This window comes from Streptomyces sp. HUAS MG56, from assembly GCF_058673395.1.
Window position 1 is genome coordinate 8,871,363 of record NZ_CM178722.1, and the last position, 16,719, is coordinate 8,888,081.

General features: G+C 74.1%; 12 protein-coding genes. 4 read left to right on the forward strand and 8 right to left on the reverse strand.

Going from position 1 to position 16,719, the window contains the following annotated elements; genetic code table 11:
• Positions 1–2: 2 nt before the first annotated feature.
• The 6 genes from AC4OXY_RS41050 to AC4OXY_RS41075 all read right to left on the reverse strand — a co-directional run bounded on the left by AC4OXY_RS41050 (position 3) and on the right by AC4OXY_RS41075 (position 8,386).
• Positions 3–1,226 carry a cytochrome P450 gene (locus tag AC4OXY_RS41050; protein WP_491992252.1) on the reverse strand — a complete coding sequence of 408 codons (1,224 nt, stop codon included), beginning with the start codon at positions 1,224–1,226 and terminating at the stop codon, positions 3–5.
• A 70-nt stretch (positions 1,227–1,296) separates the two neighbouring features.
• On the reverse strand, positions 1,297–2,076 hold the full coding sequence (locus AC4OXY_RS41055) for an N-formylglutamate amidohydrolase (protein WP_356038434.1): 780 nt from the start codon (positions 2,074–2,076) through the stop codon (positions 1,297–1,299).
• Positions 2,077–2,190: 114 nt separating this feature from the next.
• Positions 2,191–4,410 (reverse strand): NADP-dependent isocitrate dehydrogenase, encoded by a 2,220-nt coding sequence (locus AC4OXY_RS41060; RefSeq protein ID WP_491992253.1) that lies wholly within the window; start codon positions 4,408–4,410, stop codon positions 2,191–2,193.
• Positions 4,411–4,559: 149 nt separating this feature from the next.
• Complete coding sequence (locus AC4OXY_RS41065) at positions 4,560–5,645, reverse strand: mechanosensitive ion channel family protein (protein ID WP_491992254.1); 1,086 nt, start codon at positions 5,643–5,645, stop codon at positions 4,560–4,562.
• A gap of 181 nt (positions 5,646–5,826) precedes the next feature.
• The gene (locus AC4OXY_RS41070) at positions 5,827–7,365 is read right to left on the reverse strand and encodes an amino acid permease (RefSeq protein WP_491992255.1); all 1,539 of its coding nucleotides are present in this window, start codon (positions 7,363–7,365) and stop codon (positions 5,827–5,829) included.
• A gap of 46 nt (positions 7,366–7,411) precedes the next feature.
• Complete coding sequence (locus AC4OXY_RS41075) at positions 7,412–8,386, reverse strand: hypothetical protein (RefSeq protein ID WP_356038424.1); 975 nt, start codon at positions 8,384–8,386, stop codon at positions 7,412–7,414.
• A 253-nt stretch (positions 8,387–8,639) separates the two neighbouring features.
• Between AC4OXY_RS41075 and AC4OXY_RS41080 the strand changes: the two genes are divergently transcribed.
• Genes AC4OXY_RS41080 through AC4OXY_RS41090 form a run of 3 tightly spaced genes read left to right on the forward strand, consistent with a single transcriptional unit; the run spans position 8,640 to position 12,788 of the window.
• Positions 8,640–10,070, forward strand: coding sequence for an FGGY family carbohydrate kinase (locus tag AC4OXY_RS41080; RefSeq protein ID WP_356038421.1), 1,431 nt, complete (start codon positions 8,640–8,642; stop codon positions 10,068–10,070).
• Complete coding sequence (locus AC4OXY_RS41085) at positions 10,067–11,506, forward strand: FAD-dependent oxidoreductase (protein ID WP_491992256.1); 1,440 nt, start codon at positions 10,067–10,069, stop codon at positions 11,504–11,506. Before AC4OXY_RS41080 ends, AC4OXY_RS41085 begins: the two co-directional genes overlap by 4 nt.
• A complete protein-coding gene (locus tag AC4OXY_RS41090) occupies positions 11,496–12,788 on the forward strand; it encodes an NAD(P)/FAD-dependent oxidoreductase (protein ID WP_491992257.1) in 1,293 nt (430 codons plus the stop codon). The genes AC4OXY_RS41085 and AC4OXY_RS41090 overlap by 11 nt, the downstream gene beginning before the upstream one ends.
• A 114-nt stretch (positions 12,789–12,902) precedes the next feature.
• Here AC4OXY_RS41090 and AC4OXY_RS41095 read toward each other — a convergent pair whose 3' ends face one another.
• Positions 12,903–13,667 (reverse strand): crotonase/enoyl-CoA hydratase family protein, encoded by a 765-nt coding sequence (locus AC4OXY_RS41095; RefSeq protein WP_491992258.1) that lies wholly within the window; start codon positions 13,665–13,667, stop codon positions 12,903–12,905.
• A gap of 39 nt (positions 13,668–13,706) precedes the next feature.
• Complete coding sequence (locus AC4OXY_RS41100; protein ID WP_491994722.1) at positions 13,707–14,624, reverse strand: lysylphosphatidylglycerol synthase transmembrane domain-containing protein; 918 nt, start codon at positions 14,622–14,624, stop codon at positions 13,707–13,709.
• Positions 14,625–14,840: 216 nt separating this feature from the next.
• Here AC4OXY_RS41100 and AC4OXY_RS41105 point away from each other — a divergent pair, with 216 nt between their 5' ends.
• On the forward strand, positions 14,841–16,718 hold the full coding sequence (locus tag AC4OXY_RS41105) for an ABC transporter ATP-binding protein (protein ID WP_362822640.1): 1,878 nt from the start codon (positions 14,841–14,843) through the stop codon (positions 16,716–16,718).
• Position 16,719: the final 1 nt, after the last annotated feature.

The window sequence follows — 16,719 nt, forward strand, 5'->3', positions numbered from 1 at the left end:
GGTCAGCCGGACCAGGTGACGGGCAGCGTCCGCGGGCCGCGGATCATCGTCCGGTGCCGCCACTGCACCTGCTCCGGCGGCACGGCGAGCCGCAGTCCGGGCAGCCGCTCCAGCAGCGTGTCGACCAGCAGTTCGGTCTGCAGCCGGGCCAGCAGCGTTCCGGTGCAGAAGTGCGGGCCGTTGCCGAACGCCACGTGCGGGTTCGGCTCGCGGTCGGGGTCGATGCGGTCAGGGTCGGGGAAGACGGCCGGGTCGCGGTTGGCCGCGAGGTAGGAGACATACACCGGCTCGCCCGCGGCGATCCGGTGGCCGGCGATCTCCACGTCCTGAAGCGCGATCCGGGACAGCCCGACCGAGCTGCGGTGCGGGATCCACCGGAACAACTCGTCCAGCACCGGGCCGCGCGCGTCGGGACGCGCCCGCATCCGCTCCATCAGTTCCGGCCGGGTCAGCATCAGGTACAGCATCTGGCCGCAGTTGTTCGTGACGGCCTCGCCGCCGATCTGCAGCGGTCCGGCGAGCCCGACGGCCTCCTCCTCCCGGACGTCCCCGCGCGCCACGGCCGCGCCGAGCATCGAGTAGACGTCCTCGCCCGGACCCGCGGCCCGGGCCCGGATGGTCTGGGTGATCCACCCGTACAGGCCCTCCTTGGCCCGGCCGGCCGCCTCGACCCCGTTGGTGGAGATGATCTCCCGGGTCCAGGCGTGCACCTGCCCCCGGTCGGCGGCGGGCACGCCCATCACCTCGCTGACGACGCTGAGGGGGAACGGCTCCAGCACCCGCTCGATCAGCTCGGCGGGCGGACCGTCCCGTACGACCCCGTCCACCAGGTCGTCCAGGATCTCCTGGGCGCGGGGCCGCAGCCGCTTCATGGCGCTCACCGTGAAGGCGCCGGCCACCGGCTTGCGCAGCCGGTTGTGGTCGGGCTGGTCGGCCCAGGCGAGCGAGCCGGGACGGGGAGCGAAGTTCGGTGCCATGCGGGTGACCTGACGACGCGTCACCTCGGCGCGGCTGAAGCGCGGGTCGTTGGTGATCAGCTTCACGTCGTCGTAGCGGGTCGCCAGCCACGCCCAGCCCTCGCCGAACGGCAGCCGGATCCGGGTCAGCGGCCCCTCGCGCATGAGGCCGGCGAGGCACGGGTCGAAGTCCGTTCCGTCCAGGTCGGGTGTGGACCAGTCCCGCACGGGCGGCGGGGCCTGGCCGGTGAGCGTGGTCTCCTCGGTCATGCACTCCACCCTGGTACGGGGGCGGGGCGGTGTCCTGCGGGAGTGCTCCAGGCGGGGTGCCAGACGCGTGTCAGACGGTGTCGACGAGCGCGGCCAGCGCCCCGGCCAACCGCTTGAGTCCCGGCCCCGCCGCCCCGCCCGGCTCCGTCATGTAGGTGTCCCGGCGGATCTCCACCATCAGGGCGCCGACCCGGTTGTCCCCGCCGTAGAACTCCAGGGGCACGTACGTCCCGGCGAACGGGCTGTCCAGCCCCGTCTCCCCGCAGGCCGCGAACGCCTCGCGGGCGGCCTCGGCCAGCCGCGGCGGCGTGTGGAAGGCGTCCGTGCCCAGGCACACCGCGGGACGCGGGCCCTCGGCGTGCAGCTCGTAGGGCAGCGGTGCGGTCGGGTAGGAGTGCACGTCGATGATCACGGCCCGCCCGGTCGCCGCCAGCCGGTCCGCCACCGCCTCGGTCATGGCGCGCGCGTACGGCCGGAACCAGCGCTCCAGCAGGGGCTCCGGATCGGTGTCCGGCCGGCGCAGCTCGCCCTGGTGCGTGGTCCGGGTGTACACGGCGCCCATGCCGACGGCCGCCATCTCCTCGCGCTCGTCCGGGAACCGCTCCGGGTCCACGACCAGCCGGGACAGCCGGTTCACGAACCGCCACGGTGTCAGTCCGGCCAACGCGGCGGCACGCTGGGCGAGTTCGGCGGTGTGGGCGTCCGTGATGTGGTCGAGCTCCCGCTCCAGCGCGGCCTCGTCCAGGACGATGTCGCGGCGCACGTCCGCCGGGATCGCCCGCGCCGAGTGCGGCACGTGCAGCAGGACGGGCGAGTCGGGGGCGCCGGGGAGCAGTTCGAAGGAGGGCACGTATGACTCCGGAGGCCGGGTGACCAGGTCGCAGGTCACCGAGACGGCTCCGCCCCGGCCGGGAGGTACCGGCCGGGGCGGAGTGCGGCACGGCGGGCCGGCCGCCGTGGGCGGTCAGCTCAGGGACGCGAGCGTCGCGTTCCAGGTGGCCGACGGGCGCATGACCGCGTCCGCCTTGGCCTGGTCGACCTGGTAGTAGCCGCCGAGGTCGGCCGGCTTGCCCTGGACGGCGTTCAGCTCGTCCACGATCTTCTGCTCGTCGGCCGCGAGGGACTCGGCGAACGGCGCGAAGGCCTTGGCCAGGTCGGCGTCGTCGGTCTGCCGGGCCAGCTCCTGCGCCCAGTACAGGGACAGGTAGAAGTGGCTGCCGCGGTTGTCGATGCCGCCGACGCGACGGGTCGGGGACTTGTCCTCGTTGAGGAAGGTCGCCGTGGCGCGGTCGAGGGTGTCGGCGAGGACCTTGGCACGGGCGTTGCCGGTGGCCTCGGCGTACTGCTCGAAGGACGGCACCAGGGCGAAGAACTCGCCCAGGGAGTCCCAGCGCAGGTAGTTCTCCTTGACCAGCTGCTGGACGTGCTTCGGCGCGGAACCGCCGGCGCCCGTCTCGAACAGGCCGCCGCCCGCCATCAGCGGGACGACCGACAGCATCTTGGCGCTGGTGCCCAGCTCCAGGATCGGGAAGAGGTCGGTCAGGTAGTCACGCAGCACGTTGCCGGTCACCGAGATGGTGTTCTCGCCGCGGCGGATGCGCTCCAGCGACAGCTTGGCGGCCTCGACCGGGGAGAGGATCTTGATGTCCAGGCCCTCGGTGTCGTGCTCGGGCAGGTACGCCTTGACCTTCTCGATGATCACGCGGTCGTGGCCGCGGGTCTCGTCCAGCCAGAACACCGCCGGGTCGCCGGTGGCGCGGGCGCGGGTGACGGCCAGCTTGACCCAGTCGCGGATCGGGAGGTCCTTGGTCTGGCAGGCGCGGAAGATGTCGCCCTTGGCGACGGCCTGCTCCAGGACGACGTTGCCGGCCGCGTCGACCAGGCGGACCGTGCCGTCGGCCGGGATCTCGAAGGTCTTGTCGTGGGAGCCGTACTCCTCGGCCTTCTGCGCCATCAGGCCGACGTTCGGGACCGAGCCCATGGTCGACGGGTCGAGGGCGCCGTGGGCGCGGCAGTCCTCGATGACGGCCTGGTAGACGCCCGAGTAGCTGTGGTCCGGCAGGACGGCGAGGGTGTCGGCCTCCTGGCCGTCGGGACCCCACATGTGGCCGGAGGTGCGGATCATCGCCGGCATCGAGGCGTCCACGATCACGTCGGACGGCACGTGCAGGTTGGTGATGCCCTTGTCCGAGTCGACCATGGCGAGGGCCGGGCCGTCGGCCAGCTCGGCCTCGAAGGAGGCCTTGATCGCGTCGCCCTCGGGCAGGTTCGCCAGGCCCCCCAGGATGGTGCCGAGGCCGTCGTTCGGGGACAGGCCGGCGGCGGCCAGCGTCTCGCCGTACTGCGCGAAGGTCTTCGGGAAGAAGGCGCGGACGACATGGCCGAAGATGATCGGGTCGGAGACCTTCATCATCGTGGCCTTCAGGTGCACGGAGAACAGCACGCCCTCGGCCTTGGCGCGGGCGACCTGCGCGGCGAGGAACTCCTTGAGCGAGGCGACGCGCAGCACGGCGGCGTCGACGACCTCGCCCGCGATGACCTTCAGGGGCTCGCGCAGCTCGGTGGCGGTGCCGTCCGCGCCGACCAGCTCGAAGCGGAGCGTGCCGTCCTCGGCGATGACCGCGGACTTCTCGGTGGCGGCGAAGTCGTTCTCGCTCATCGTCGCCACGTTCGTCTTGGACTCGGCGGTCCAGGCGCCCATGCGGTGCGGGTGGGTCTTGGCGTAGTTCTTCACCGAGGCCGGGGCGCGGCGGTCGGAGTTGCCCTCACGCAGCACCGGGTTGACGGCGGAGCCCTTGACCTTGTCGTAGCGGGCGCGGATCTCGCGCTCCTCGTCGGTCTTCGGGTCGTCCGGGTAGTCCGGCAGCGCGTAGCCCTTGCCCTGGAGCTCGGCGACGGCGGCCTTCAGCTGCGGGATGGACGCCGAGATGTTCGGCAGCTTGACGATGTTGGCCGCGGGGGTCTTGGCCAGCTCGCCCAGCTCGGCCAGCGCGTCGGGGATGCGCTGGTCCTCGGTCAGGTACTCCGGGAAGTGGGCGATGATGCGCCCGGCCAGCGAGATGTCGCGCGTCGTGACCGGCACACCGGCCTGCGAGGCGTACGCCTGGATCACCGGCAGGAACGAATGCGTCGCCAGGGCCGGGGCCTCGTCTGTGTAGGTGTAGATGATGGTCGAGTCAGTCACCGGGTGCTCCGCTCCACGTCTGCAACATTGCTCGACATCAAGATATCTCGTGATCGGGGTCGGCTCGACAGGGGTCCGCGATCGGGCCGGCGTTTTCCGATCTCCCGGTGCCGCCGGCCGGGACGCTTCCGTTGTGTCGAACGTATGCGCTATTCCATGGCTGCCGGGATCACGTCATCCCCGCTGCGCTGCTGCGGAATCACCACCGCTCCCTGCTGGAGCGCCACCGTGCGGGCCGGGGCCGGGATGCGGATGCCCTCCTCGTGGTAGCGGCGGTGCAGGCGCTTGATGAATTCGTGCTTGATGCGGTACTGGTCGCTGAACTCGCCGACGCCGAGGATCACCGTGAAGCCGATGCGGGAGTCGCCGAAGGTGTGGAAGCGGACGGCGGGCTCGTGCTCCGGGACCGCTCCGGGGACCTCGCGCATGGTCGCCGCGACGACCTGCGAGGTCACCCGCTCCACGTGCTCCAGGTCGGAGTCGTACGCCACCCCGACCTGCACCAGCACCGTCAGCCGCTGCTCGGGGCGCGTGAAGTTGGTCATGTTGGCCTTGGCGAGCTGGCCGTTGGGGATGACCACCAGGTTGTTGGAGAGCTGGCGGACCGTCGTCTGGCGCCAGTTGATGTCCACCACATAGCCCTCCTCGCCGCTGCTGAGCCGGATGTAGTCGCCCGGCTGGACGGTCTTGGCGGCCAGGATGTGGATGCCCGCGAAGAGGTTGGCGAGCGTGTCCTGGAGGGCGAGGGCCACCGCCAGACCGCCCACGCCCAGGGCGGTGAGCAGGGGCGCGATGGAGATGCCGAGCGTCTGCAGGACGATCAGGAAGCCGATCGCGAGGACCAGGACGCGGGTGATGTTGACGAAGATGGTCGCCGAGCCCGCCACGCCCGAGCGGGACTGGGTGACCGTGCGGACCAGGCCGGCGATCACCCGGGCCGCGGACAGGGTCACCACGAAGATCAGCCACACCTGGAGGACCTGGTCGGTGTGGTGCTGGACCGTGTGGGTCAGAGGCAGTGCGGCCGCCGCGACCGCCGCGCCGCCCGCGATCGCCGCCCACGGCACGACCGAGCGCAGCGCGTCCACGATGACGTCGTCGCCGCTCCACTTGGTCCGCTTGGCGTGCTTGGCGAGCCAGCGCAGCACCGCGCGCGACAGGAAGGCGAGCAGCAGGCCCGCGGCGAGCGAGATGCCGGCGAGGACGAGGTCGTCCAGGGTCAGCGCGCGGTTCACCGGTCACCTCCGGGTCTCGCGGCGGCTGCGGGGTGGGGAGGACGCGTCACGTGATCACCTGCTCGATGTGCGGGATGTGCGAGCGCGCCGGCCCCGAACTGCGGTGACCGGCACGATCGTTCATCCTGCCGTATCCGGAACACCAGTTCGTACCCGGACCGGTGCCCCGCGGGCGGGCGGATCAGATGATGCCCTCCGCGAGTTCGGCCTGGTCGCGGTCGTCGCCGTACGCCGCGGTGGTGGGCGTGCCGTACGAACGGCGGGCGACGTACCACCAGACGCTCGCCAGCACCAGGACGGCGACGAGCGCCACCGAGGCGTAGTTCATCGTGTCGACGGTGACCGGCGAGGCCTGTGGCAGGCAGAACAGCACCGTCACACCGGCCACCCAGATCACCGCGATCCAGCCGATCGGCCTGCTCCAGCGGCCCAGTTGCCACGGCCCAGGCCGGAACCGGTCGCCCGCGCGCAGCCGCAGCAGCACCGGGATGGCGTAGGCGGGCGTGATGCCGATGACGTTGATGGCGGTCACGGCGTTGTACGCGGTCGCCGAGTACAGCGAGGGCAGGGCGAGCACACAGGCGACGATCACCGCGAGCCACACGGCGGCGACCGGCGTCTGGGTGCGGCCGCTCACCTTGCGCCACAGGTGCGAGCCCGGCAGCGCGCCGTCCCGGCTGAACGCGAACACCATCCGGCTGGCCGCCGCGACCTCGGCGTTGCCGCAGAAGAGCTGGGCGATGATCACGACCAGCAGCAGGGCGCTCGCGCCGTCGGAGCCGAGGCCGTCGAGCAGGATCTGCGCGGGCGGCACACCGGTGGCGGTGGTGCGCGTCGCGTCGTAGTCCTGGATGGCGAAGGTCAGCCCGGCGAGCAGGACGAAGCCGGCGAGCCAGGACGCCCAGATGGACCGCACGATGCCCTTGGCCGCGGACACCGAGGCCTGCGAGGTCTCCTCGGACAGGTGCGCGGAGGCGTCGTAGCCGGAGAAGGTGTACTGCGCGAGGAGCAGGCCGATCGCCGCCACGTAGACCGGGTTGTGCCAGCCGGTCTCGTCGACGAACTTCGTGAACACGAAGGACACCGACCGGTGGTGGTCGGGGACGATCGCGAGCGCGCCGACGATGACCGCGACGCCCGCCAGGTGCCACCAGACGCTGACGGAGTTGAGCAGGCTCACCAGGCGGACGCCGAACAGGTTCAGCACCGCGTGCAGCAGCAGGATGGCGCAGAAGATCAGCATGGTTCGGCCGGGCGTCGGCGTGAAGCCCCACTGGAGGTTCGCGAACGCCCCGGTGAACAGGGCGGCGCCGTAGTCGATACCGGCGATGGCACCGAGCAGACCGAGCAGATTCAGCCAGCCCGTGTACCAGCCCCAGCGCCGGCCGCCGAGCCGGTCGGCCATGTAGTACAGCGCGCCCGAGGTCGGATAGGCGCTGGTGACCTCGGCGAGCGCGAGACCGACGCAGAGGACGAACAGGCCGACGCCCGCCCAGCCCCACAGCATCACGGCGGGGCCGCCGGTGTTCAGGCCGAAGCCGTACAGCGTCATGCAGCCCGACAGGACCGAGATCACCGAGAAGCTGATCGCGAAGTTGCCGAAGCCGCCCATGCGGCGGGCCAGCACCGGCCGGTAGCCGAGTTCGCGCAGCCGCCGCTCCTCGTCCTGCTGGGGAAGGGCCGACGAGAGCGACGGCGATGGATCGGGGGCGGCGGACATACGGGGGACCTCCGGTCGACAGCGGTTGCGGACGGGGGTGTTGCGTTCAGGGGCGGGCCGCCCGGCAGCGGTCCCGGGCCCGGAGGAAGACCTCCACGGCGCGGTCACGGCCGGGGGCGCGGTACATCCAGGGCGCGGGCGTGAAGTACGGGCCGATCGCGTCGAACACCCGGGCCGCGTCCGGGAACTGGAGCGAGCCCCACAGCGCGTGGGCCACGTGGTTGAGGTCCAGCAGCGAGCGCTCGCCGCGGTGCGTGTGCTCGAACCAGGAGCGCAGGGCGTGCCGCGCCTCACGGGCCGCGTCCTGCGCGACCCAGTGCAGGTCGAGCGCCGCGTCGCGGCCGCTCTCGCGCCGGTAGCGCTCGACCCGGACGTACAGCGGCAGCACGTGCAGCGCGGAGCCGGCCGGGGCCTGCGCGGCGGCCCACTGGGCGTAGCCGGCGGCCTGCGCGAGCATGCCCGTGCCGCCGCGCGCGTAGAGGAACTGGAGCATCCGGTGGTGGGCCTCGCGGTTGTGCGGATCGCGCTTGCCCGCCTCGGCCAGCAGCCCCCAGGGGCCCGGCGGCAGCATCGGCCCGGGCGCGGGCTGCCGGTGTTCCTCCCAGCGCTGCTCCGGGTCCAGCTGCGCGAGGGCCACCAGGCACACCCAGGGCACCGGGTCGTGCGGCGCGGCCCCGGTGGCGCACTGGGCGGCGTCCCAGGCCTCGATCCACAGTTCGTGGGTCCGCAGATGCCGCTCCCGCCGGGCGCGCAGGGCCCGCTCCACCGCGACCCGGGCGTGCATCACCAACGCGTGGGCGCTGCCCGGCTCCTCGGCGAGCCACGCGCGCACCACGTCGGAGCCGGCCGCGGCCGCCGCGAGGACCTGGGTGCGCTGGGTCCAGTGCCACCAGTCCGCCGTGTCCGCGAGCAGGGCACGCATGGCCATCCAGCGGCCGGTGCGCAGGTCCTGGAGGGCGGCACGCAGCGCGCGGTCGGGGCCGGCCGGGTCGTAGGCGGGACGTGCTCCTTCTCCGGCCATCAGCCGTCGGTCCGCGGCCACTGGCACACGGGCGAGGTGGCGGGGTGGCGTGGCAACAGCGCTCCAAGGGGCGGGGGTTGGGCGCGGGGCGGTGGTCGGCGGTCACTATAGAGGGACAGGTACCGGCCCACCATTGTTGTCAACTCAACCAACCGTCCGGCCATGTCGACGGTCCGCCGATGCTTGACTCCGGACGCGGCGCGACGGCAGGCTGACGCGGTGTGATCTTCGACGCGCGACGGGAGAAGGTGCGATGACCGGGCCGGTGCTCGCCGTCGACCAGGGCACGTCCGGCACCAAGGCCCTCGTGGTCTGCCCCGAGCGCGGCGTCCTCGGCACCGGATTCGCCGAGGTCCGCCCCCGGTACCTGCCCGGCGGCCTGGTCGAGGCCGACCCCGACGGGCTGTACGACTCGGTGCTCGCCGCCGGGCGCCAGGCGCTCGCCGAGGCCGCCGAGCCGGTCGTGGCGCTCGGCCTCGCCAACCAGGGCGAGACCGTCCTCGCCTGGGACCCGGCCACCGGCCGCCCGCTCACCGAGGCCCTGGTCTGGCAGGACCGCCGCGCGGACTCGATCTGCACCGAACTCGCCGGACACGCCGATGAGTTGAGGCACCTGACCGGTCTGCCCCTCGACCCGTACTTCGCCGCCCCCAAGATGGCCTGGATCCGCCGTCGGCTCACCCGCGAGGGCGTCGTGACGACCTCCGACGCCTGGCTCGTCCACCGCCTCACCGGCGCCTGCGCCACCGACGCCGCCACCGCCGGCCGCACCCAGCTCCTCGACCTCGACAGCGCGCGGTGGTCGCCGCGCGCGCTGGAGATCTACGGCCTGGCGGACGAACGGCTCCCGCAGGTGAGCGACAACGCCCAGCACATCGGCACGACCACGGCCTTCGGCCCCGAGATCCCGCTCACCGGTCTGGCCGTCGACCAGCAGGCCGCCCTGCTCGCCCAGCGCGTCACCCGCCCCGGCGCCGCCAAGTGCACCTACGGCACCGGCGCGTTCCTGCTCGCGCACACCGGCGAGCGCGCCCGGCGCGGCGGCTCCGGCCTGGTCACCTGCGTCGCCTGGCGGATCGCCGGCACGACCAGCTACTGCCTCGACGGCCAGGTCTTCGCGGCCGCCTCCGCCGTCCGCTGGCTCACCGACCTCGGTGTCATCTCCGGCGCCGCCGACCTCGACGCCGTCGGCGGCGCCGTCCCCGACAGCGGCGGCGTCACCTTCGTCCCCGCCCTCGCCGGACTCGCCGCCCCCTGGTGGCGCGGCGACCTGCGCGGCTCGCTCACCGGACTCGGCCTCGACACCACCGCCGGCCACGTCGTGCGCGCCCTGTGCGAGGGCATCGCCGCCCAGGTCGCCGAACTCGCCGACGCCGCCGCCGAGGATCTCGGCACCGGCCTGGACCTGCTGCGCGTCGACGGCGGCCTGACCCGCTCCGCGCTCCTCATGCAGACCCAGGCCGACCTGCTGCAACGCCCCGTCGAGGTGTCCGCGCTGCCCGACGCCACCGCCCTCGGCGCCGCCACGCTCGCCCGCCTCGGCGCGGACCGCACGCTGGACGTCGGCCACGCGCTGCCCGAGGCGAGGCCCGCCGCCGTGTACGAACCCCGCATCAGCGCCGACCGGGCCGCCGAGCGCCGCGCCCGCTTCCGCACCGCCGTCCGGGCCCTGCTCGACTCATGACCGGCACGGTCACCGTCACCGCACACGGCCCGCTGCCCGCGAAGCCGTACGACGTGGCGATCGTGGGCGCCGGCGTCGTCGGCTGCGCCATCGCCCGGGAGCTCGCCCGCCACCCGGAGCTCCGCATCGCCCTGCTGGAGGCCCAGGACGACGTCGGCCAGGGCACGTCGAAGGCCAACACCGCGATCCTGCACACCGGTTTCGACGCGACGCCCGGCACCCTGGAGGCCCGCCTGGTCCGCGAGGGGTACGAGCGGCTGGGGGCCTACGCCGCCGAGACCGGCATCCCCGTCGAACGCGTCGGCGCCCTGCTCGTCGCCTGGGACGAGGAACAGCGGGCCGCCCTGCCCCGGCTGGCCGGCAAGGCCGCGCGCAACGGCTACGACGCGGCGCGCCTGCTGCCCGCCGACGAGGTGTACGCCCGCGAGCCCCACCTCGGCCCCGGCGCCCTCGGCGCCCTGCACGTCCCCGGCGAGAGCATCATCTGCCCCTGGACGACGACCCTCGCGTACGCCACCCAGGCGGTCCGCGCCGGAGTCGACCTGCACCTCAACACCACGGTGGAGCAGATCAGTTGGCAGGGCGGCCACCGGCTGCTCACCTCCCGGGGCACCCTGCACGCCCGCCGCCTGGTCAACGCGGCCGGACTGCACGCCGACACCCTCGACCGGCTGCTCGGTCACGAGGACTTCACCGTCACCCCGCGCCGCGGCCAGCTCCTGGTCCACGACAAGCTCGCCCGGCCCCTCGTACGGCACATCCTGCTGCCCGTCCCGACCGCGCTCGGCAAGGGCGTCCTGGTCGCGCCCACCGTCCACGGCAACGTCCTGCTCGGCCCCACCGCCGAGGACCTGGACGACAAGCGGGCCACCGGCTCCACCGCCGACGGCCTCGCCGGCCTCCGGGAGCAGGGCCGCCGCATCCTGCCCGCCCTGCTGGACGAGGAGGTCACCGCCGTCTACGCCGGGCTGCGCGCGGCGACCGGCCGGGAGGACTACCGCATCGCCGCCCACCCCGAGCAGGGGTACGTCACCGTCGGCGGCATCCGCTCCACCGGCCTGACCGCGTCCCTGGCCGTCGCCGCGCACGTCACCGGCCTGCTGGCGGACACCGGGCTCGGCCTGGGCCCCGTCCGGGACCTGGCGCCGCTGACCATGCCCAACCTCGGCGAGGCCTTCCCGCGCCCCTACCAGCGGCCCGAGCTCATCGCCGCCGACCCCGAGTACGGCACCCTCGTCTGCCACTGCGAGCGCGTCTCCCGCGGCGAGATCCGCGACGCGCTGGCGAGCCCGGTCCCACCGCGCAGCCCGGAGGGCCTGCGCCGCCGCACCCGGGCCCGCGCGGGCCGCTGCCAGGGGTTCTACTGCGGCGCGGCGGTACGGGAGTTGTTCGAGACGGCGCGGGGCGAGGAGCGGGGGTACGGCCATGACCGCTGAGGCAGGCGCGCCGGGCCCGCCGGTCCGCCGGGTCGACGTCCTCGTCGTCGGCGCGGGACCCGCGGGTCTGGCGACCGCCGCCCGCCTGGCCGCATCCGGTGCCGGCCGGGTCGAGGTGCTGGAGCGTGAGCAGGCGGCCGGGGGAGTGCCCCGGCACTGCGCCCACGGCGGCTTCGGCACGCGCGCACACCCGCTGACCGGCCCCGCGTACGCCCGGCTGCTGACACGGGCCGCCGCGCGGGCGGGCGCCGTGATCCGGACCGGGGTGACCGTCCTGGACTGGGGGACCCCCGCGTCCGCGGCCGGTGCGGAGTGCGCCGCCGCCCGCCCGGTGCTCACCGCCGTCGGCCCCGGCGGACCCGAGACCGTCGAGGCGCGGGCCGTCGTCCTCGCCACCGGCGCCCGGGAACGGCCGCGCGCGGCCCGGCTGGTGCCCGGCACCCGTCCCGCCGGTGTCTACACCACCGGTGAACTCCAGCAGTCCGTCCACCTGTTCGGGCAGCGCATCGGCACCCGCGCGGTCGTCGTCGGTGCCGAGGGCGTCTCCTACGCGGCCGCCGACACCGTGCGCGCCGCCGGTGCCGAGGTCGTCGCCCTGGTCACGGAGCTGCCCCGCGCCCACGTCCCCGCGTTCCAGGCCCAGTCGGCCCGGCTGCGGCACCGCGTCCCGCTGCTGACGGACACCACGGTCACCGAACTCCTCGGCCACGGCCGCCTGTCGGGGGTCCGCGTCCGCCACCGTGACGGCCGTACGACCGTGCTGGCCTGCGACACGGTCGTGTTCACCGCAGACTTCGTCCCGGAGCACGAACTCGCCCGCCGCGGCGCCCTCGCGCTGGACCCGGGCACCCGCGGCCCCGCCGTCGACGGCACCCTGCACACCTCACGGCCCGGGGTGTTCGCCGCCGGGAACGTCCTGCACGCCGTCGAGCCCGCCGGCACCGCCGCCCGGGAGGGCGCCCGGGTGGCCCGCGCCGTCCTGGACCTCCTCGCGGGCAGCGCCTGGCCCGGTCCCGGCGTCCCGCTCACCGTCGAGGCCCCGCTGCGCTGGATCGCCCCGAACCGCGTCACGCCCGCGGCCCGGCCCGAGCGCTACGTCCTGCGCGACGACGCCCCGTCGCGCGGGCCCGTCGTGTTGCACGTCCATCAGGACGGCCGCCTGCTGCACCGCGAACGCCCCTGGCCCAGGGCGGTGTTGCCCCGCCACCCCCTGACCCTCACCGCCCGCTGGCACGACCGGGTCGATCCCGAAGGCGGCGAGGTGCGGGTGAGCCGCGGCTGAGCGGCCGGGGTCGGCCCGTGTCTCGCGGTCCTTCCGCCACCGGCGGGCCGGCCCGCTTCCGGGACGTACCGCGCCGAGCCGACACACCGGCGGGGCCGGACCGGTGCCGCGCGCTCAGATCCCGTCGAACGAGCCGTGCCGTCCGGCGCCCGAGGCGAAGCGGGCCGCGCCCTGCGTGCTCTGTGCCAACACGCCCATGCCGTGGCGGAGTTCGGTGCACAGTGCCGCCTCCTCGGTCAGCCCCTGCTGGTCGAGGACCGACGCGCGGTCGCTGCGCAGACACGCCTGCGGGAACCGGGCGATCTCGGCCGCGAGCGCCTCCGCCTCGGCGCGGGCGGACCCGGCCGGCACCACGCGGTTGGCGAGGCCCATCTCGTACGCCTCGCGGGCCGGTACCGGGCGGCCGGTCAGGATCAGGTCCATGGCCCGGCTCGCGCCGATCAGCCGGGGCAGCCGTACCGTCCCGCCGTCGATCAGGGGGACGCCCCAGCGGCGGCAGAACACGCCGAAGACGGCGTCCTCCTCGGCGATCCGCAGATCGCACCACAGGGCGAGTTCCAGGCCGCCCGCGACCGCGTGCCCGGCCACGGCCGCGATCACCGGCTTGGACAGCCGCATCCGGGTCGGCCCCATCGGAGCGTCGCCGTCCTCGGCCACGCGGTTGCCGCGCGCGGTACCGATCGCCTTTAGGTCCGCGCCCGCGCAGAACGTGCCGCCCTCGCCCCACAGCACCGCCACCCGGGCGCTGTCATCGGCCTCGAACTCCCTGAAGGCGGCGGCGAGTTCGCCAGCCGTGGGGCCGTCCACCGCGTTGCGGCACCCGGGCCGGGACAGGACGACCGTCGTGACGTACCCCTCGCGCTCCACACGGACCGGCACGGTGAACTCCCTCGTCTGGGCTGGGAGGGCCACTCTGCCTCAGATGACCTTGAGCCGCACCAGCGCCCCCAGCGTCAGCGCCCCGGGCACCAGCGGCACCCACACCGTGATGATCCGGTAGGCGAGCACCACCGCCGTGGCCACCGCCACCGGGCCGCCCGCCGCGACCAGCGCCACGATCAGCGCGGCCTCGACGGAGCCGATGCCGCCCGGCGTGGGCACCAGCGCCACCGCCACCGTCGCGGCCAGGTACGCCAGCGCCATGTGCGCGGGCGGCACCGGCAGCCCCAGCGCCTGCCCGACCGCCACCAGACCGGTGGCCTGCAGCGCCGGGAACGCGAGCGAGCCGCCCCACAGGGCGAGCGCCCGGACCGGACGCGTGTGCACGGAGCGGGCTTCGCCCAGGGCGGTGCGGACGAAGCCGAGCGCGGCCGTGCGCAGCCGTCGTACGAGCGCCAGCGCGGCCGCCGCCACCACCAGCACCGCCCCCGCGATCACCAGCAGCGGGCCGACGGCCCCGGCGGGGACCAGGGTGCCGATCCGCAGCGCGTCGGGGAAGGCGAACAGCAGCGCGGCCAGCAGGCTCAGCCGGCCGACCGACTCGGCGAGCAGATACAGCGCGAGCGCGGCGGAGGAGCGGGCGAGCGGCACCCCGCACACGGTCATGAACCGCAGGTTGACCGCGCCCGCGCCGAGCCCCGTCGGCAGCAGGTGGTTCGCCGAACCGGCCGCGAACTGCGTGGCCAGCAGCCGCCACCGGGGCAGCGGCTGGATGACGGCGCCCTGCCGGGTGAAGGCGGCGGCCACCCAGGTCAGACACGTGGCGCCGCCCGCCGCCAGCAGCCAGGGCCACGAGGCCGTGCGCAGCCGGCCGAAGCCCTCGACGAGTACCGACCGGTTCTGCACGGCGACGACCGTCACGAGCACGAGCGGCAGCAGACACAGGATCTGCCGCACGGGCAGACGCCGGGCGAGCGCCGGCAGGCGGCCCGTGCGCAGGGCGGGGAAGTGGGGCGCGGTCACACCCGGAGAGGTTTTCCGTGCCGTCCCAACGGCGGGTGGCGGATTCGAGGACGGCGGTTTACAGGCTGTGGTCATCGGGGCCTTCGGGAGTGAAATGCGGCGGACATTGACCTCAACGAAGCTTGAGGTTCTACGTTCTTGCACATGAGCATGGAGACCACCGCATGGACGCAGTTGCACAGCGTCATGAACGCCCAGGACGACCGCCGTCCCTTCGCTCGCGCCACCCTGCGCCGTATCGCCGCCTTCGCCCGGCCGCACCGCGCGGGCATCATCCGGTTCGTCCTGTTCGGGGTGGTGACCGCCCTGCTCGCCGTCGCGACCCCCGTGCTCGCCGGCCGAGTCGTCGACGCGATCGTGGCGGGGCACGACTCCGGGAAGGTCGTACGGCTGTCCCTGCTGATCGCGCTGGTGGCGCTCGCGGAGGCGGGGCTCGGCGTCCTCGGGCGGCGGCTGTCGTCGTCGCTCGGGGAGGGACTCATCCTCGACCTCAGAACGGCTGTGTTCGATCATGTGCAGCGCATGCCGGTCGCGTTCTTCACACGGACTCGTACGGGCGCGCTGGTCAGCCGACTCAACAACGACGTGATCGGCGCCCAGCGGGCGTTCGCCAACACCCTGTCCGGCGTGGTGAGCAACCTGGTCACGCTGGTGCTCACGCTCGCGGTGATGCTGACCCTGTCCTGGCAGATCACCCTGCTCGCGCTGGTGCTGCTGCCGGTGTTCGTGCTCCCCGCCCGCCGCATGGGCAGCCGGATGGCCCGGATGCAGCGGGAGGCGGCAGCGCTGAACGCGGCCATGGGCACCCGGATGACCGAGCGGTTCTCCGCGCCCGGCGCCACCCTGGTCAAGCTGTTCGGGCGGCCCGAGGAGGAGTCCGCGGAGTTCGCGGCGCGCGCCGCCCGGGTCCGCGACATCGGGGTGCGCACGGCCACCGCCCAGTCGGTGTTCATCACCTCCCTCACCCTGGTCTCCGCCCTCGCGCTCGCCCTCGTCTACGGCCTCGGCGGCTGGTTCGCGCTGCACGGCACCCTCCAGGCGGGCGCGGTCGTCTCCCTCTCCCTCCTGCTGACCCGGCTCTACGCCCCGCTCACCGCGCTCGCCGGCGCCCGGGTCGAGGTGATGAGCGCGCTCGTCAGCTTCGAGCGGGTTTTCGAGGTGCTGGACCTCACGCCGCTCATCGAGGAGAAGCCGGACGCCGTCGAGGTCCCCGAGGGCCCGGTCGCCGTCGAGTTCGACGACGTCCGCTTCTCCTACCCGGCCGCCGACCAGGTCTCCCTCGCCTCGCTGGAGGAGGTGGCCACCCTCGACACGCGCGGCGGCGCCGAGGTCCTGCACGGCATCTCCTTCCGCGCCGAACCCGGTGAGACCGTCGCCCTCGTCGGCTCCTCCGGCGCCGGGAAGTCCACCATCGCCCAGCTGCTGCCGCGGCTGTACGACGTCGACGCGGGCGCGGTGCGCATCGGCGGGAGCGACGTCCGCGACCTGACCGCCGCCTCGCTGCGGGCCACCCTCGGCATGGTCACCCAGGACGGCCACCTCTTCCACGACACCGTCCGCGCCAACCTGCTGCTGGCCCGCCCCGGCGCCGGGGACGAGGAGCTGTGGGACGCCCTCGGCCGGGCCCGCCTGGACGGTGTCGTACGGTCCCTGCCGGACGGCCTGGACACGGTCGTCGGCGAGCGCGGCTACCGGCTGTCCGGCGGGGAGCGCCAGCGCATGACGATCGCCCGGCTGCTGCTGGCCCGCCAGCGCGTGGTCATCCTGGACGAGGCCACCGCCCACCTGGACAACACCTCCGAGGCGGCCGTCCAGGAGGCGCTCACCGAGGCCCTTCAGGGGCGTACCGCCGTGGTCATCGCCCACCGGCTGTCCACGGTCCGGGCCGCCGACCAGATCCTGGTCGTGGAGTCCGGCCGGATCGCGGAACGCGGCACGCACGAGGAACTGCTGGCGGCCGGCGGCAGGTACGCCGAGCTGTACCGGACGCAGTTCGCCGAGCGGGACGACGAGGTGGCGCCGGCCTGAG